The organism is Bacteroides sp. RCH18 (assembly GCF_058231005.1).
In genome coordinates this window covers 3,377,552-3,396,727 of the sequence record NZ_JBIPTC010000001.1, presented here as the reverse complement: position 1 = coordinate 3,396,727, position 19,176 = coordinate 3,377,552, and the positions used below count along the sequence as shown (strand labels likewise).

The window sequence follows — 19,176 nt, the reverse complement described above, 5'->3', positions numbered from 1 at the left end:
CGCGCTAAAGGTAGATAAAAGGAATGAGAAATACGACTTGAACAGCACTATTATTTCAGAAAGTCTTCCACCTTTTTATAAAACAAGGAAAGATGATGCCCGTCAATAAATCCGTGATGAATCGTCATCGCGATAGGCATCACCAGTCTGCCTTCCCTTATGATGGCTTTTCCGGCATTCAGCAACGGATAGTTATTGCCGCTTCTCTTCTCCTGTGTGCCGGTGATGGAAGTAAAATACAGGTCGGGAGTCGCACTTAACAGAATCAGTCCGTAATCTCCGTCGGCTACTTCTCCGTTTTCTGCCGCGTACGGATCGCCGTCTTCGGGGATGGCGTCGATAATTAGCCTTGCTTCCTGATAGAAAGTGTCGAAATCGTCGTGGTAGGGGAAACGGGTGGTGAAGAACTTGCCGTTCTCTTTTATCTTGATGGGAGACAGCATATCTATGGTATCGTAGAGCACTACACGCCCGTCCGGATCGATGCGGTAACGAAACTCCGGTATTTCATTGGCTGCACGCAGCACTGCATAAAGATAATGGAGAAAGAAAGACTGTCCGGCCGCTTTGGCACGTTGCTTGGCTCCTCCGCACTCTACTTCGGAGGTAATGGATAATTGGGGATTCTGGAAGTGGCGGAAGAAGTTGAAATTCTCCTTCCGCTCCCAGTTTTCTATATCTATGATTTGTTTCATTTCTTTGCTACCTTCTTCCGGTCATAGAAGAACATGAAGTAGAAACCGATGATGATGAAAGGAACGCTCAGCCATTGTCCCATGTTGAACATCATGTTGTCTTCGAATGCTTCCTGGTTCTGCTTCACGAATTCGATAAAGAAACGGAAGGTAAAGATATAAGCCAGACAGAGTCCGAAGAAGAATCCGCGATGCAGTTTCTTGCTGTAATTCTTATAAAGATAGATCATGATGAAGAACAGGATCAGATAAGCTATCGCTTCATAGAGCTGTCCCGGATGACGGGGGAGCATGTCTACCCGTTCGAATACGAATGCCCAGGGTACATCGGTCGGGTTACCGATAATTTCGGAGTTCATCAGATTCGCCAGACGGATGAAGCAGGCGGTGATCGGAGTAGCGACGGCAATCATGTCCACCACATCCATATAATGAAGTTTCGTCTTGCGGCAATACAGCCAAAGGGCGATCATCAATCCGAGTGTACCTCCGTGACTGGCAAGTCCTTCATAACCGGTGAATTTCCATCCGCCGCCTGCCAGGAACTTGATCGGCAGAAGCATTTCCACAAATCCCTTTCCGCTGGTCAGGTACTGTCCCGGATCGTAGAACAGGCAGTGCCCCAGACGTGCTCCAATCAGAATACCGAAGAAACAATAAAAGAAGAGGGGATCGAATTTCTTCTCGTCTATTTTTTTGTCGCGAAACTGGTAATGGACAATGATGTAAGCAAAGAAGATTCCTACTGCCCACAATAATCCGTAGTAACGGATAGAAATGCCGAACAGGTTGAATAGTTCGGGATTCGGATTCCAGTTGATTGATAATAAAAGGGTATTCATGTTGGATAACGGTTTACGGTTTGTAATTAGTGTTTTGTGAATTTTTCGGCAACCATCCGGTAAGTTGGTATGTCGATACCTTGCTCCTCGGCTGCTGCAATCATGTCAAACAGCAAACCTTGTATTTCCGATTCATGTCCCCGTGCCAAGTCCTTTTGCATGGATGCGGTACTGTCGGGATCGAGTTTATCAATGACTTTCAAATTGTAGCTGACGGGGTCTTCGGGAAATTCCACTCCCAATTTACGTCCCAGTGCGGCACTCTCAGTAGAAAGGCCGATGAACGTATCACGTACTTTCCCCGGCTTCTGAACTTCACCCATCGGTACATCATAGTAAGCACCAGTGACCGCCATTGCCGAGATGAACGACCATTTGATGAATGTATCCCGATTGATGTCCGGAGAAATCTCAGCTTTGATTCCACTTTCCTGAAGGTCTTTCTGAATAGCTTCCAGGATGCCGGGAGTCACCTGTGTCCCTTTGTGGGCACCATATACCAGACGGAAGATTTTCCCCATCTGGGTGATCTCTCCCGTGCCGGAAACAAAGCCTACGATGTAGATGCAACCATCGAGCACCGTTACACCCGGAACGAGACGCTGAATGCGTGGTCCTGTCCCGTAAACATTCAGGATAGGGATGACGACTGTCTTCTCATGCGATGCCCTTTTGATGAGTTCGGTAATCGAATCGACGGAATATCCTTTCACGCAGACGAAGATCACATCCGCTTTTCCTTTGAACTCTTCGGCCGTCGTAGCCTTAATCTGAAGCGTATGTTCACCCTTCAGATCCGATTTCAATTTCAGACCATTGGTTTGTATTGACTGCAAATGAGCTCCACGGGCAATACAAGTTACATCTTTTCCTGCAAGCGAGAGAAAGCCTGCTATACTGCCGCCTACTCCACCGGTTCCTGCTATGAGATATTTCATGTCATTGATGCTTATGTGATAATTAATAAGTCGTTAGTGATTACCGATAATCACACATTGAAGCGGAAGTGCATGATGTCGCCGTCCTGCACCACATATTCCTTTCCTTCCACACCGAGTTTTCCGGCTTCCTTGACAGCCGCTTCGGAGCCGTACTGGATATAATCATCGTATTTGATTACTTCCGCACGGATAAATCCTTTCTCAAAATCAGTATGGATAACCCCTGCGCATTGCGGAGCTTTCCATCCTTTCTCATATGTCCATGCACGCACTTCCTGTACACCGGCTGTGAAGTAAGTTTCGAGGTTCAGCAGTTTATAAGCTGACTTGATAAGACGTGCAACGCCCGATTCTTCCAGCCCTACTTCGGCAAGGAACATCTGACGGTCTTCGTATGTTTCCAGTTCGGCGATGTCTGCTTCGGTCTTTGCAGCGACAATGAGTATCTGTGCATTTTCATCTTTCACGGCGTCGCGCACCATGTCTACGTATTTGTTGCCGTTTACCGCACTTGCTTCGTCTACGTTGCAGACGTACATCACGGGTTTGCTGGTCAACAGGAAGAGTTCGTGAGCAATCTTTTGTTCGTCTTTCGTTTCGAAAGTGACGGTGCGGGCGGATTTGCCTTGTTCCAGTGCATCCTTGTATTGAACGAGTACGTCATAAGCCTGTTTTGCAGCCTTGTCGCCACCGGTCTGAGCCTGTTTTTGTACTTTCTGGATGCGGCTTTCGATGGTTTCCAGGTCTTTCAGCTGAAGTTCGTAGTCGATGATCTCTTTGTCTCGGACGGGGTTTACGCTTCCGTCTACATGAGTCACGTTGTCATCGTCGAAGCAGCGGAGTACATGGATGATTGCGTCTGTTTCGCGGATATTGGCGAGGAATTTGTTTCCCAGCCCTTCGCCTTTGCTTGCACCTTTCACCAGTCCGGCGATGTCTACGATTTCTACAGTCGTGGGGACAATCCGTTGGGGATGTACCAGTTCTGCCAGTGCGTTCAGACGTTCGTCGGGAACGGTGATTACGCCTACATTCGGTTCGATTGTACAGAAGGGGAAGTTTGCCGCTTGCGCTTTTGCGTTTGACAAACAGTTGAAAAGTGTCGATTTACCTACGTTCGGAAGTCCGACAATACCACATTGCAATGCCATATTAATCTATTATTTCTTTTATTATCAATGAATCATATCATGTGAGCAGCGACTTGGCGCTAATCTCCCGATAAAAACAGTTTTGATTGCCAGCCTGCTCATTTTAGTTTGCAAAGATAATCATTTTTTGAGCTAATGAGGGAAACTTGGTGCACTTTCTGTCTTTTTCTGATAATTGTGCTGGCTGGAAAAAGGTTTTGAGCAAATTGACAAAATGAATTTTTAGTCTCCTTAGAATCCGTTTTTCCTGCCCGACGGCGGGAGTAGGGGAAAATATGCGAATGAAAATCTGTATTTCGTTCATAAATAGGGCGGTATCTGAATCTTTACAATGCTAATAATTAGAAAGTAATGTCCATTTTGTCAAATATGAAGGCTTGATGCGTTGGATAAGGCTGACTGACACGTTGGATATTAATGTCTGACTTGTCAGGTAACCTTACCCAATATGTCAGACATTAATGTTCTGCAGGTTGGGTATTAATGTTCTGCATGTTAAGTAGCGACCCTTTTGCATAATCTTCCAATATAATCGAAAGGATATGCAGATAGTCTGCATATTGATACATTGTTTTATTGCTCTGAGAGCTGGCTGGCATTCTTCTGAAAATGTATCTGTCAGCAGAAACGTCAATATGCTTTCATACTGAAAGGCAGTTCCCTGTTTGCTTTGTTTATTGCGTTATTCGTTCTTATAGGAGTTACTTTAGTATTTGGCTTGATACTTCTTATAAAAGATCAGGAATAGGATGAAGCCGATCAGTGCGAACGGAACACCCGTCAGGGCGGGATAACGGTATCCGCCGCTGACTGCCAGTCCTCCTGCATAAGCTCCGATGGCATTTCCCAGATTGAACGCTACCTGTACACAGGCAGCACCGAGCATTTCGCCTCCTTTGGCTACACGGATTATCAATATCTGTTCCGGACTGGATACGGCAAACAGTCCTGCGGTGCAGAGGCACATCAATAGCGCAGCCGCCCATTTGTAGGGAGAGAGGAAGAAGATAAGCAATAGCATCAGACAGATCAGTGCTTGTGCGGCAGTTCCTACCTTTCCGGGAGTGTAGCGGTCGGAGAGCCGCCCGCTGATCAGATTTCCCATGACCATACCGAATCCGGCAAGAATCATCAGCGGGGTGATACTTTCGGCAGAGAAACCGGAGATATGAGTGAGCATTGGGTTGATATAGCTATACCAGCAGAATACGCCGCCATTACCTAATGCCGTAGCACCCAGAATGAGCCAGGGAGCCGGAGTTTTGAGAAAGCGGAACTGTCCTTTGAAACCGGTATCTTTCAACCCTTCTACCTGAGGAACCCAACGCCAGATGTAATACAGAATGACGATTCCCCAAAGACCTACCAGCAGGAAGGTAGCCCGCCACGAAAGCATGGTGCTTAAAGAGGTTCCCAGCGGTACGCCGAACAGGTTGGCGATGGTCATTCCGGCTATCATGATGGAGACAGCCTCTGAACTTTTGCCTTTATCGGCAAGCCTTTCCGCAACGATAGAACCGACCCCGAAATAGGCTCCGTGAGGGAGTCCGGAGATGAAGCGGGAGATAAGCAGCATCCAGTAGTTAGGTGATAATGCCGCACAGATATTGCCTACCATAATCAGCGTGACTAATACCAGCAATATATGTTTTAATGGATATTTACGTGCTAATGTCAATACAGGGGCGCCGACACAAACGCCTAGTGCGTAGGCGGAAATGAAATGTCCGGCAGCAGGGATGCTTATCTTTAAATCTCTGGCTACATCGGGCAGTATACCCATCATCACGAACTCGGCGATACCCAGTCCGAGGGTACCGAATGCCAATGCAATAAGACTCTTCTTCATACGAAACTCAACCTGATACCTGTTACTTTTTACCTTCTTTATTTAGCGTATTTTTTACGGGGTGCAAAGGTAAAACAAAATCTCTCAGAATGAGTTCGTCAGGAATGATTTTGATTTAAATCAATTTATTGCTTTTTTATCCATTCAGTCATGTCTTTCAGGACTTCCGGATTTATTGTCTCTTCCAATTGTCCGTATTCGGCTAAAGTTCCTTTCTCACAAGTCTGAAACAGGTGGTTCAGTTTTGGATAGGCTTTGATTGTCACATTCTTGTTTCCGTTCTCGCTGATGTGCTGCCTGATAGCAGTCAGATTCATATCGGCATCTACCTGAATGTCTTTTTCTCCGTTTAATGCTAAAACCGGGCACTTTATTTTTTTCAGACTTGCAGTCGGATCGTATCTCATAAAGTGGAGATACCACGGTGAAGTCATGGAGTTTATTTGGGCAGATAGTTGTTGTACGGTATTCAGGTCTTTCAACTGTTCGGCAGACATGGTTCTGGTAACATCAGCGTAAACTTCTTTTCTGATTTCATCCGCCGACTTGTCCGTTTGCTGTAATAAAGAGTATCTGTGGCGAACGGACGGTTTCATTGTCTGCCACACCGGATCGGGCATCCCTTGGGACTTGGAAATCAATTCAACTTGTTTAAGCATCAAGCTGTCACCTCGCACGGCAGCTCCTGCCAATGATATGATAAATGAAATGTTGGAGTCTTTGGCGGCAATATCAAATGCGATTGTTCCACCGCAGCTATGTCCGATAATGCCGATTTTCCGGGTATTAATTTCTTTTCTGCTGCGTAGATAGTTCAGCGCTGCTTCCGTATCTTTTGCGAAATCTTCGTTGGTAGCACTTGCATAATCTCCTTGCGAAGCGGCTGTGCCACGATCATCGCATCTTAGTACGGCAATTCCGTTACGTGTCAGATAATCGGCGATAACAAGAAATGGTTTATGACCCATGATTTCTTCATCTCTGTTTTGAGCACCACTTCCCGTAACCAATACTACAGCCGGAAATTTATTCCCTTTCTCCGGAAGGGTTAATGTGCCTGCTAGAGTGATTCCGTCCTGCGTATTTTTTACGCTGACTTCCTCGACCTTATAAGGAAAAGGTGGCTGAGGCTCCTGCGGGCGTTTAGGTCCGCTAAACTCTCCTTTCGTCAGATTCAATGGGAGGGGCATTCCTTGTGTGAATGTGCCGGTAATGGTTTGGTCGGTATTCAGCTTTCCTTTATAAGAAGCATGGATAATCGGTATCTGAACAGTCAGTGTAGAGTCTTGAAAAGAAGTTGTTTCCGTTTTTATATCTTTGGTTCCCTGATCGGGGCTGTCAAGAGTTGTCACATAAGTCCCCTGTTCCGTATGCTTGATATGGAATACAATGGTTAACGAGCCGGCAGGAAGGGAGAGTTTGCCATGCCAAGTGCCCGAAATGTCTTGTGCAAGTAAGGAAGAAGATAATGTCAGTCCTGTCAGTAACATAGTGACAGCTGCAATCTTAGTTTTAAATGTTGTTGTTCTCATATTATAAATAATGGTTGGGAGAATTAGAATTCATTCTTTACGTAATAATCAAAATACTTGCATTCGTGCACAGCTTGCTTGAAAAACTGCGTGTCGGAATAGGATTTTGCCAGTTGGTAGAAATAGCTGTCCACCTTCTTTTCTTCATCCGACCGTTTAAAATCAGGGTCGAGGATGTTGTTCCAGTTATCCCACCAGTTTTGGGCATAAAGGTCCATTGTACAGGAGGATGCCATAAACAGTGCGCGTGCTTTCCATTCACGGTCGGTAAAGTAAGTGGCAGCCTGTTCATAGAGGGCAAGGGCGTTCTCCATGTTGTTGATAGTCATGTATTCTTGGGTGAAGTCCCTGTAATTGTACTCTTTGCTGTAATCGGGAATACGGTTTGAAACTGCCGAGCCATATGATCCATACGCAGACCAATAATAGGAATTATCTTTGAAGTACATGAGAATATTCCTGTAGTAACCGGTAGGGGATATGTTATAATAATAGTTGGCCAGCATATAGGCAGCCCGTGCGCTTTCTTCCGTCATCATCTGGCTTTCTTTTTCCAGTTGCATCAGGGCGGCGGTCAATGTAGCTTTATCGTGTTCTTGGTTCAGGTAGGGATACTGTTCGTACATCGTATCTGTCAGCTGCGAATCGGCAGGTACACTAAACAGTCTCTTGAATCCATTACTGAATATCAATGGGGAGATTTTTGAATAGCCGTTGAACTCGTTCGGCAGGATTTCTACAGGAATATATTTCTCTGTTTCATAATCGTAATCATAGTGAGTGATACTGTAAGATGGCGGAACTTTGGCAAACCATTTCGCAGCTTCTTCAAATTTATTCATGTGCAGGAAATATGTTCCTTTCAATTCGTAAAGCTGGGCTAACAGTGCTTGGTCATTTTCTTTCTCAGCATTACTCATGAGTGAATTGATAATATTCGGGTCCGGATTCTGGCGCAAGTCCTCTATACGGTTGTGAGTAAGGAATGCTTTGCCGTAGTCCTTCTGCATCTTATAGAGATGGCCGACAATTTCGTTGATGAAATCTTCATCGGCATTACTCGTCTGCAGGTATTGGCGGATCGTTTTTTCTTCGTCTGTACCGATAAACTTCAGTTGTGCCAGATAGAGGCTGAATTGTGTACGGCTTTTTTGTTTCAGCAATTCGGGTTTCGTGGTTCGGACGGAGTCGATGAGTGCGGCTGCTTGTTGGTAGTCTTTGCAGAGGAACGACAGGTGTGCCAGGTAGAGAGCCCAAAAGTCTTTGTCGCTCACTTTGGGGTGATTCATCACTGCTTTGATAACCTTCTGTCCGCGTTCATACTCTGCAAGTACTTTTCCGGAAGGCTGCATGAATGAGCTTGTGTCATCTGTGGCATTCGAATGATTGTAGCGGGTCAGCACATTCCTTTCCATCTTGTTGATATAACGGATGGCGAGCAGCTTGATATAGGGGGATTCGGGATATATTTCGAGAATATTTTCCACCTCTTCCAGTTCGTTGGAGAAGGTATTATACCCTCGGAGCGCGTACATGGCCGCTTTCTCCCGATTGTCTTTACACCAGGTCATCGCTTCGTTCCAGTCTACTTCGCTTTGGATTCTGAAACTGGAATAGGCTATTTTCTTTCTGTTGTCCGAATGGTCGAACACACGGGAGTAGAGGTAGTTGGCATTTGCCAGTTTGCCTATGTTGTAGAGGGCGCCGGCTGTTTGTTCAAGGGCGGCGTAGTAGATATAATGTTCCTGTTTGAGAGGTTTCACGTATAGGTTATACATTCGGATGGCTTCATTGTTCTTGTTGCGCATATAGTGCGCCAAGCGTACGAGCTGGTAGCCGTATCTTAATTTTAGTTCATGATATGGGCAGTGCTGGTAGAGTTCCAGCCCTTTGTTTTTGTAGTGGGCGTACGTCTCTTCCGAAGGGGAGGCGGCACGTTTCATGTCCCACCAGCCATCGTTTTCTGATAGTTGCGCGTAGGGTTCCAGTTCCTTTGCATATTGTAGGTAAGTGAGGGTCTGCTTTCCTGCGTCTGTCTTGTTCAGGGCGATGACGTATGGGGAAGAAGGTTGCTTTAACGACTGGTAAGAAGCGGAATAGAGCAATGTTTTGAATTGTGCTGCATCCATCCCTTGCAGGGTGTTGTTTTTCTTGAAGAATGTCATCCACGCATTCAGGTTCTCGTCGGGTTGCTGTTCGGCGTCCGGATTCGTGTCTTCTCCATAGAATGCGTAGTCTGTAGTCAGGAGGAAAGGTTGCAGACCTTTGTTCTCTAAAAGAAGTTGGTCGAAAAGATTATAGTAGTTCATATAATCGTAGTAATCGCCTCCGCATCCGTTGACGTAGGAGTGGAAGGGAATCACCGCTATGGCGAGTGTGAGGATAGAACGTTTCAGGTATTTCATGAGAAAGCGTTTATGATGTTAGTTAATTGTTGTGTGGAATATTGTTTGAGAATCTCTTTGTCCAGATGGTAGAAGATGATTTCCCTGTTCTCTTTTCGTAGTTTCCTTTGTAGGAGTTGGGCCGCTTCGAGCAAGGTTTCCGGGCTGACCTCTTCTACTTTGAGTTCGTAGTCTTTGTTCACCCATACTCCGCCCAGATAGTGCGATTGGAGTATGTTGTAGACACCTTCTTTCGTTTGTTTATAATATTCGGGATGTGCGCCGATAGTAGCTTGGCGGATTCCGTTAATCAGTTTAATCTGTCCGAACGGATTTCTCACTATTCCCCAACTGTAGAGCGGCAGGGCGATGTCCAGATGCAGCGGATAGGAGCCGACGTCTTTGATATATGAAGCAGCGTCTTTATTGTTTAATATGGTGTTTTTGTTTTCGAAGTCCGTAGGTTCCGATGAAGCGTAATACATCAGCGTTCCCTTGTCCACAGGAGGTATTCCGGTTTTGTCCTTGAACTTGATTTGATGAAGGCGGATGGTGCAACTTACCAGGGCTCCTTTCCTTAGTTTCCGGATGTGTTTCAGGAAGTTGAAGTAGTTTTCTTTTGTCTTTACCGTCCAGTCGCAGTCGAACTGATATTCATTTGGGAGCTTGTTGAAATGCGAACGGTAAACGGTATCTATCCGGTCGGCGCAATTGCGGGCAAGCTTTTCTATATCTGCGGCAGGACATTGCAGGATGGTTTGGTTGGTGATAAATATAACGGGGACTACCTCTTGCTGAAAGTCGGGATTGCCGGAAGAAGGCGAATAGTCTGCCGTAGGGAATGCCCCATTTCCTTTATTGTCTACATCGAACATACGGGCATATATCTTTTGGACTCCGAGTGTATTCAGATAAGCAGTATCCGCGTCTTCTGCACTCAATTTGCTTTTCCAGACATAAAATGCGGGAGTATTCGTATGTCTATCGATGCATCCGGACAGGCAAATGAGTAAAACAGCTAGTTGTAGTAGTCGAATCTGCATATGTTATGAAGTATCCCGGATCATTAAGTTATATTCCGACAGAAAAAGACAATAAGGATACAGAGGACAAAGTTATGAAAAAAAGATGCTTTTACAATTGAAACGCAAAAGTAAAAGTGAATAAAATTACTAACTTAGAACAATAACCAGCAAAGGATGGTGGTTGTAAAACAGTCACCCTCCAATTTTTTAATTTGGTCTTTGATATATGGGGTACTTCAAATAGCGTAAGGGAGTTAAATTGGGGTGATGTGAAGTTAGGTTTGTATATTAAGATAGTGCATTTATAGATATGGATGGACATTACTCCCTATTATTAAACATATGTTCTATTTAAATAAATAAGCACTGACTAAATTTGCATCATTATAAACTATATAATATTATGAAAAAAATAATCTATCTTGTTCCTGCGTTATCTTTAGCAGGTTGCACTTCACAGCAGGTAGAAGAAAAGCCGAATGTGATTGTCATTCTTGCTGATGATCTGGGGTTCGGTGATGTCAGTGCTTATGGTTCAACTACTATTCATACACCGAATATTGACAGTCTTGCCCGTGGGGGAGTTTGTTTCACAAATGGATATGCTACTTCGGCTACTTCTACCCCCAGTCGTTATGCCCTAATGACCGGAATGTATCCATGGAAGAATAAAGATGCAAAAATCCTTCCGGGTGATGCTCCTCTTATTATCAACGAGAGCCAATACACTTTACCAAAGATGATGCGAGAGTGTGGTTATGTGACCGGAGCTATCGGAAAATGGCATTTGGGCATGGGAAATGGAAATGTCAATTGGAATGAGACAGTCAAGCCGGGAGCAAAAGAGATTGGCTTTGATTACTCTTGTCTGATTGCGGCAACAAATGACCGCGTTCCGACTGTTTATGTAGAAAATGGAGATGTGGTAGGTCGTGATCCGTCAGATCCTATTGAGGTGAGTTATGAACAGAACTTTGAGGGGGAGCCGACTGCTATATCCAATCCCGAAATGCTGAAAATGCAATGGGCGCACGGACATAATAATTCGATTGTAAATGGAATACCCCGTATCGGTTATATGAAAGGTGGGAAGAAAGCCCGTTGGAAAGACGAAGATATGGCTGATTATTTTGTAGACAAGGTAAAGAACTTTATTACTGAACACAGAGACTCTTCATTCTTTCTTTATTATGGTTTGCATGAACCTCATGTGCCACGCGCGCCTCATCAACGTTTTGTTGGGAAAACGACTATGGGACCTCGTGGAGATGCAATTGTGGAAGCAGACTGGTGTGTGGGTGAATTACTAACTTATTTGAAGAAAGAAGGACTTCTGGAAAAGACTCTGATTATTTTTTCAAGTGACAATGGTCCGGTTTTGAATGATGGATATAAAGATGGTGCTCCCGAACTGGCTGGCAAGCACGCTCCTGCCGGAGGATTACGTGGTGGTAAATATAGTTTGTTCGATGGAGGTACACATATTCCTTTATTCGTTTATTGGAAAGGAAAGATTCAGCCTGTAAAATCGGATGCACTAGTCTGCCAGATGGACTTGTTGGCGTCTTTAGGAAGCATGGTGGGAGCCACTCTGCCGGATGGACTGGATAGTCGCAACTATTTAAATGCATTCATGGGAACAGAACTGAAAGCTCGTGAAAATTTGATTATTGAAGCTCAAGGCAGACTGGGTTACCGCAGTGGTGACTGGATTATGATGCCACCTTATAAAGGTTCGCAAAGAAACCTGACCGGAAATGAATTGGGGAACTTGGATGAATTCAGTCTGTTTGATGTAAAATCAGACAAGGGACAGAAATCTAATGTAGCTGGCAGACATCCGGAACTGCTTGAGCGGTTAAAGCAGGAATTTTTTGTGCAAACAGATGGATTTTATCGTAGTGAGGTGGAAGAAGAACCATTAAAATAAGCCCGATAACCCCTTCTGGAAAGCATTTGATTGATTAGGTATTAGATTGTTTTGCAGGAATTGGTGTAGAAGGATAGTTTCTGAACATGTGTGCTCATAATAAAACATATTTTCTATCGTCTACACCTTTTTTCTTTTACTTTTGCTGCATCACAATCATACATAAATAACGTTTAACTTTTTAGAATCATATGAAAACACTCATCCAATTTTTATTGGCGACATTCACCATTTTAGCTTGTGTATGTTGCAAGACTGCAAAAGAAGAAAAAACAGACGATAAATTGAATGAAATTACCTTTGCAGATCCGACTATATTTGTAGAAAATGGCAAGTATTATCTCACAGGTACGCGCAATAGAGAACCTAATGGATTTGCTATATTCGAATCTACAGATTTGAAGGAATGGAAGACTGCTAATGGAGATACTCTTCAGTTGATACTACGCAAGGGAGATTCCGCTTATGGTGAAAGAGGATTCTGGGCTCCGCAATTATTTAAGGAAGGAAATAGGTATTATCTGACATATACGGCTAATGAACATACTGCACTGGCATCCTCCAACTCTGTATATGGTCCATTCAGACAAGACTCCATACGTCCTATTGACGAGACGGCCAAAAATATCGATTCATTTTTATTCAAAGATTCAGATGGAAAGTACTACTTGTATCATGTACGTTTCAACAAAGGAAATTATCTGTGGGTAGCTGAATTTGACTTGCAGAAAGGCTGTATTAAGCCCGAAACTCTGAAAAAGTGTTTCGATAATACGGAGGCATGGGAAAGAACGCCTAATTATAAATCGGCACCAGTAATGGAAGGTCCTACTGTTGTCAAACTCGATGATTTATATTATTTGTTCTATTCTGCCAATCATTTCAAGAATATAGATTATGCTGTGGGATATGCTACGTCTACGTCTCCTTACGGTCCGTGGAAGAAGCATGCAAACAATCCTATTATTCACCGAAGCATCGTCCACGAAAACGGCTCCGGACATGGGGATTTGTTTAAAGGTTTGGACGGAAGATATTACTATGTATATCATGTTCATCATTCAGATTCAATTGTGCAGCCGCGTAAGACACGCATTGTTCCGTTAATCTTAAAAAAGGAAAATGACGTATATAGTATAACGATTGATAAAGAAAATGTTATCAAGCCAATGTGGAAATAATAGAAGTATATAAAACAATATGTATTATGATGGATGGTAATTTTATATCTCGAAAAAGAATAGGAGGCATAGTTGCTTTATCCTTTTTACAGTTTGGAAATCTCTCGGGACAAGAGCGTCCGAACATAGTTATGATATTGGCAGATGATATGGGTTATTCCGATATCGGATGTTATGGTAGCGAGATAGAAACCCCGCATATTGATAGTTTGGCGTTACAGGGAATCCGGCTGACTCAATTTTATAATACTTCTCGTTCCTGCCCAACCCGGGCAAGTCTTATGACTGGTTTGTATCAACATCAAGCTGGGATAGGATGGATGTCAGAAGATCCTTTTAAAAATGTCGATAAAGATCCGAAAGACTGGGGTGTTGCTGAATATAGGGGGGCTTTGAACCGTAATTGTGTGACTATTGCCGAAGTTCTTAAAAGTTCAGGTTACCATACCTATATGACGGGCAAATGGCATTTAGGGATGCATGGCATGGAAAAATGGCCTTTGCAGCGTGGTTTTGAACGTTTTTATGGTATATTGGCAGGGGCTTGCAGTTATCTGAGGCCAGAAGGTGAAAGAGGATTGGTCCTAGACAACGAAAAGTTACCTGCACCCGAGGCACCTTATTATACTACCGATGCGTTTACAGACTATGCCGTTAATTTTATAAATGAACAAAAAGATAATACTCCCTTTTTCTTATATTTAGCATATAATGCTCCGCATTGGCCTTTACAAGCTAAAGAAGCAGATATAGAGAAATATTATGAACTGTATCGTACGAAAGGCTGGGACCAGATTCGTAAAGAACGCCATAAACGTATGGCCGATTTAGGAATAATCGACTCAGAGATCGGTTTTGCTGAATGGGAGAATCGTCAGTGGGAAGAGCTCTCTGAAGCAGAAAAAGATCATACAGCTTATAGAATGGCTGTTTATGCTGCACAAGTGCATTGTATGGATTATAACATAGGAAAACTGATTGAGAGCCTGAAAAAGAGTGGAAAGTTGGATAATACTTTGATCTTTTTCATGTCTGATAACGGGGCATGTGCCGAACCGCATAATGAACTTGGTGGTGGCAAGCAAAAAGATATCAATAATCCGGCGGTAAGCGGCCATCCTTCGTATGGCAAAGCTTGGGCTCAGACCTCAAATACTCCATTCAGAAAGTACAAACAACGTGCATACGAAGGGGGAATATCTACTCCGTTGATAATTACATGGAAAAATCGTTTGAAAGGTTTTGAAAATACATGGTGCCACGTTCCCGGATATCTTCCGGATATCATGCCGACCATACTGAATGTAACTGGTGCCACATATCCTTCTACCTTTCACAATGGTAATAAGATACATCCTTTAGTGGGCACTGATCTTATGCCGGCTATAAAAGGAAAAGTTTCTTCCATTCATGAATATATGTATTGGGAACATCAGGGTAATAGAGCTGTCCGTTGGAAAAACTGGAAAGCGGTATGGGATCAGGAAGGAAAAGTTTGGGAATTATATGATATCGGGAAAGACCGCGTGGAGGCTTGTGATTTGTCAGCCGTTCATCCGGATATCCTTAAACAGTTATCGGACAAATGGGCCGTATGGGCAGCTGAGACAAAAGTTTTAATTCCATTTCCTAATAATAAAAAATAATATATAGCCATGAAAAGAATAGATTATACTTTTATGTTGACCCTTGGTGCGTCAATAGGTGCTTGTCCTGTATTGTCCCAGCAGAATGTATCAAAACCTAATATTGTCCTTATATTATTGGATGATGTCGGATATTCCGATTTCGGATGTTATGGTTCGGAAATAAATACTCCTAATATAGATCGGCTTGCTGAAAATGGTATTAGACTACGTCATTTTTATAACCAGGCTCGGAGTGCGCCAACCAGGGCTTCGTTGATTACTGGTTTATATCCTCATCAAGTTGGGAATGGTGCTTTAGGGAAAGTTCCGGGTTATCCGGCATATCAGGGATATCCAAATGAGAATAATGTTTTCTTGCCTGAAGCATTGAAAACAGCTGGATATTTTAATGTCATGACAGGTAAATGGCATTTAGGATATTTTCAAGGTGTTACTCCAATAAGCAGAGGATTTGACCGTTCACTGAACGCTCCGTTTGGCGGCTATTATTTTTCTTCTGACAAATCATTGAAGAAGAATAAAAAAGAAAGAACCAACCAACGAAATCTTTATTTGAATGATGAAGAAATTGGATTCGATGATGATCGTTTACCTGAAAATTGGTATTCTACTCATTTGTGGACAGATTTTGGATTAAAGTTTATTGATGAAGCTATTGAAGAAAAACAGCCCTTCTTTTGGTATCTGGCACATAATGCTGCACATTTTCCCTTGCAGGCTCCTGTAGAAACCATCAATAAATATAAGGGAAAATATATGAAGGGATGGGAAGATGTGCGTAATGCACGATTCAAAAAGCAATTAGAATTAGGGTTATTCGAGCGTCCTGACCAGTTAACACCTCGTAATCCCAAGGTTCCGGAATGGGATTCACTGACTCAGGAAGAAAAGGAGCGCTATGACATGCAGATGGCTATTTATGCAGCTGTTATTGAGGAAGTAGATCGGAGTATCGGGCGTGTGGTAGAACATTTAAAAGAAAAAGGTGTGCTGGATAATACCCTGATTATCCTCCTTTCGGACAATGGTGGAAATGGAGAACCGGGCATAGAAGGACGCTTTGCTGGAAAGAATCCCGGTTCAGCGGGGAGTACAGTTTTTCTGGGTGCTGCCTGGGCAGACGTTGCTAATGCACCATTCTTCTTGTACAAACATCACGGTCATGAAGGAGGTTGCAACACACCGTTTATTGTTTCCTATCCGAATGGAATTGATAAAAGTCTGAACGGCACTATTCAAAAAGACAATTACGGACATATAGTAGATATCATGCCTACTTTGGTGAAACTTACAGGCGCTACTTATCCCTCTTCGCGTGGCGGCCATAAAGTACCTCCAATGGAAGGTATATCCTTACTGCCTTTATTAAAGGGAGAACCGGTAAAGCAAACCAAACCGACCATTGTGGAACACGAAGGCAACAAAATGCTGCGTGACGGAGAATGGAAAATAGTGCAGGAATATAAAGAGCCGAAATGGAGGCTATACAACTTGAAGAATGATCCTACTGAAATGCGGAATCTCGCAGATAGGGAGCCTGAAATACTGAACCGAATGATTCATGATTACCAAAAAATGGCAGATCATATCGGAGTAGAAAGTGAGATCGAATTCAAGGTTGGCAAATGGTATACTCCTGTAGAAGAATATCTCAAATAAGAAGTATCGGAATTATAATCTTTAATTTATAACATATGAAAAATAAGTATCGTAAACTAGCCGTCATCATGCTGACTGCTGTATGTTTCGCGGGGTGTCAACAAGAAGATATTGTATATCCCGAACCGGATGCAAAGGTCGCTGAAACTTATTTGACCTTAAACGAGCTCACTCAGTCCCCTCTACAAGTACCGGGACCAGAGGGAACCTATATATTGAAAGTGATATCTGATGATAAATGGACGTTAAGTAGTTCACAAGCATGGTGCAGCGTATCAGAAACAGAAGGGTTCAAATATTCCCAAGTGCCTGTTTCGTATTCTGAGAATCCATGGAATGAACCTCGTACGGCAGAACTGACTTTTCTTATCAATGAATCGCAGGAGATAAAGATAGTAACTGTGGAGCAAGAAGCCAGCGAAACTTCTTTGGCTGCGGACTCTAAAGAACTGCAATATAACATTGGAGGAGGTGAAAAGGATATTACTCTACAAACCAATGCGGTAGAATGGAATGTCGAAGTAGTGGATGAACCGACCCATACTCCGGTTAAATGGTGTACAGTAACTCCTGTTACAGGAAAAGGAGCAGCCACTTTGAAAGTCACTACCGAGAGTAATACGACAGAAGTGGTACGTAAAGCCAGTTTGGTTTTTACAGCTGCCGACAAGAGTCTGAGTATTCCTGTCATTCAGGCTGACAAACTGGAAGCTCCTGTCATTACTTTGGATGATCACAACGATTTCCTGCTTTCATGGAATGAAATTACCGGTGTGGACGGCTATAAGCTGAAAGTCATTGCAGACCAGAACGAAAACACAATCGATATTCCTTCGGGAACGGCATCTTACAATCTGGATGTTATTGACTGGAAAGGATATGTAGGAATGGTTTCTATTCAGTTATTCTCTTACGCAAACATTGGCGGAGGAACTGTAGCTCAGATGGGAAGTGAAATTATAGAGGCACACAATCTGTTTGACGAGACCAGCGGAGACGGAGAAAAAGGATCTGAATATATTATCACGAAGCCCCGTCATTTGAGGAACGTCAGCAAGTATCTTGATAAGAACTACAAACAGACTGTAGATATTGACCTTACAGGCATAGATATGGCACCTATCAGTACAGAACTGGTCAATAACACTTATAACGGTAATTTCACCGGAGTATACGAAGCAACTAAGGGAGATATTATCGATACCGGTACAGGACGTTCTTCCGAACAATATAAGATAAAGAACTGGACGCTGAATAAAAGTTCCAATACTAATTGCGGTTTGTTCGCTTCTATCGGTGCGGAAGGTATCGTACGTAATGTATGTATCGAGAATGTTGTTATCAAGGCCAAAGCCAAAGTTGGTGCGATTGCCGGTAACTGTTCTGGTAAAATTATCTCTTGCCACACAACAGGTAATGAGGGAAGCATCAGTACGGCTGCAACTACGGATGCTGAAATCTATCTCGGAGGAATTGTCGGTTATCTCACCGAGAAAGGCGAAGTTTCCTATTGCTCTAATACAGCGGCTATTGAAGGGACAGCCGGTTGTGTAGGCGGGGTTGTAGGAATCATAATGCGTGATGCTAACAATGCTCCTGCCGTTGCATATTGTACCAATAAAGCGAATGTAGTTTGCAGCAGCAAATCACCGGTTGGAGGTGTGGTCGGCTCAATAGCGGGAGCAGCAGGAAATGACCTGATCAAAGTGACTGGTTGTGCAAATTCAGGAGAAATTTCTGGAACTCAGGCTAACAATCAAGTAGGAGGAATTGTCGGTCGTGCAACTATTGATACTGAAATATCCCAGTCTTACAATACTGGTTCTATCACTGCGATGGGCTCGGCAAGTGGTATCATCGCACGTATGGGTGGAACCAATGCTATAGTCAGAGATTGCTACAATACAGGTGCGATAAAGAGCACAGGTACAGCTACCAATGGCAACAGCAATGCCGCAGGAATTGTAGCGACATGTACTATAGCAGCAGGAGGTGGCATGACAATCGAAAACTGTCATAACGTAGGAGACATGACAACTGCGAACGGGGCTTCTTTCGGAAACGGACTGTTCCATCGTACTGATGGCAAGATTTCTCAAATAACAATGAAAAGCTGTTTCTCTTTGAACGAAGACGGAAAGTCACAGAGTAGCGGAAGTGACTCATACATATCAGGTGGTTCTTCCAGTTATAAGAACCTGTCTGCAAGTGAAATGAAGAACACATCTTCATTCACAAACTGGAATTTCAGTACGGTTTGGGAAATGGGAAGTGAATACCCGACATTACAGGGCTTATTAAAATAAGGTTTAACAATCAATGAATAACGAATATAATA

The 19,176-nt window shown here is 43.4% G+C and carries 13 protein-coding genes; 5 read left to right on the top strand and 8 right to left on the bottom strand.

All coding sequences use genetic code 11. The annotated features are described in order from the left end of the window. Nucleotides 1-50: 50 nt before the first annotated feature. From ACHLI0_RS13300 to ACHLI0_RS13265, 8 genes are all read right to left on the bottom strand, one after another. Entirely contained in the window at nucleotides 51-695 is a 645-nt protein-coding gene (locus ACHLI0_RS13300; protein ID WP_490749358.1) for a chloramphenicol acetyltransferase, read from the bottom strand. Further along, entirely contained in the window at nucleotides 692-1,537 is an 846-nt protein-coding gene (gene lgt / locus ACHLI0_RS13295) for a prolipoprotein diacylglyceryl transferase (RefSeq protein ID WP_008767381.1), read from the bottom strand. Before lgt ends, ACHLI0_RS13300 begins: the two co-directional genes overlap by 4 nt. 26 nt (nucleotides 1,538-1,563) lie before the next feature. After that, nucleotides 1,564-2,475: a ketopantoate reductase family protein gene (locus ACHLI0_RS13290; protein WP_196070414.1), complete on the bottom strand. Its 912-nt coding sequence runs from the start codon at nucleotides 2,473-2,475 to the stop codon at nucleotides 1,564-1,566. A 50-nt stretch (nucleotides 2,476-2,525) separates the two neighbouring features. Then, complete coding sequence (gene ychF / locus ACHLI0_RS13285; protein ID WP_008767379.1) at nucleotides 2,526-3,629, bottom strand: redox-regulated ATPase YchF; 1,104 nt, start codon at nucleotides 3,627-3,629, stop codon at nucleotides 2,526-2,528. A 706-nt stretch (nucleotides 3,630-4,335) separates the two neighbouring features. Continuing rightward, nucleotides 4,336-5,478: an MFS transporter AraJ gene (araJ, locus tag ACHLI0_RS13280; protein ID WP_008767378.1), complete on the bottom strand. Its 1,143-nt coding sequence runs from the start codon at nucleotides 5,476-5,478 to the stop codon at nucleotides 4,336-4,338. Nucleotides 5,479-5,603: 125 nt separating this feature from the next. Next, a complete protein-coding gene (locus ACHLI0_RS13275; protein ID WP_490749357.1) occupies nucleotides 5,604-7,010 on the bottom strand; it encodes an alpha/beta hydrolase family protein in 1,407 nt (468 codons plus the stop codon). A 23-nt stretch (nucleotides 7,011-7,033) separates the two neighbouring features. Then, nucleotides 7,034-9,415 carry a hypothetical protein gene (locus tag ACHLI0_RS13270; RefSeq protein ID WP_490749356.1) on the bottom strand — a complete coding sequence of 794 codons (2,382 nt, stop codon included), beginning with the start codon at nucleotides 9,413-9,415 and terminating at the stop codon, nucleotides 7,034-7,036. Then, nucleotides 9,412-10,437: a hypothetical protein gene (locus ACHLI0_RS13265; protein WP_008767375.1), complete on the bottom strand. Its 1,026-nt coding sequence runs from the start codon at nucleotides 10,435-10,437 to the stop codon at nucleotides 9,412-9,414. The genes ACHLI0_RS13270 and ACHLI0_RS13265 overlap by 4 nt, the downstream gene beginning before the upstream one ends. Before the next feature lie 385 nt (nucleotides 10,438-10,822). Between ACHLI0_RS13265 and ACHLI0_RS13260 the strand changes: the two genes are divergently transcribed. The 5 genes from ACHLI0_RS13260 (at nucleotide 10,823) to ACHLI0_RS13240 (ending at nucleotide 19,144) form a co-directional block, all read left to right on the top strand. After that, the gene (locus ACHLI0_RS13260; protein ID WP_008767373.1) at nucleotides 10,823-12,349 is read left to right on the top strand and encodes a sulfatase-like hydrolase/transferase; all 1,527 of its coding nucleotides are present in this window, start codon (nucleotides 10,823-10,825) and stop codon (nucleotides 12,347-12,349) included. Between the two features lie 191 nt (nucleotides 12,350-12,540). After that, nucleotides 12,541-13,530 carry a glycoside hydrolase family 43 protein gene (locus tag ACHLI0_RS13255; protein WP_008767372.1) on the top strand — a complete coding sequence of 330 codons (990 nt, stop codon included), beginning with the start codon at nucleotides 12,541-12,543 and terminating at the stop codon, nucleotides 13,528-13,530. Nucleotides 13,531-13,661: 131 nt separating this feature from the next. Beyond that, nucleotides 13,662-15,176 (top strand): arylsulfatase, encoded by a 1,515-nt coding sequence (locus ACHLI0_RS13250; protein ID WP_225011800.1) that lies wholly within the window; start codon nucleotides 13,662-13,664, stop codon nucleotides 15,174-15,176. Between the two features lie 9 nt (nucleotides 15,177-15,185). Next, nucleotides 15,186-16,838 (top strand): arylsulfatase, encoded by a 1,653-nt coding sequence (locus ACHLI0_RS13245; RefSeq protein WP_490749355.1) that lies wholly within the window; start codon nucleotides 15,186-15,188, stop codon nucleotides 16,836-16,838. Between the two features lie 35 nt (nucleotides 16,839-16,873). Beyond that, entirely contained in the window at nucleotides 16,874-19,144 is a 2,271-nt protein-coding gene (locus ACHLI0_RS13240) for a BACON domain-containing protein (RefSeq protein ID WP_490749354.1), read from the top strand. The last annotated feature ends 32 nt before the right edge of the window (nucleotides 19,145-19,176 follow it).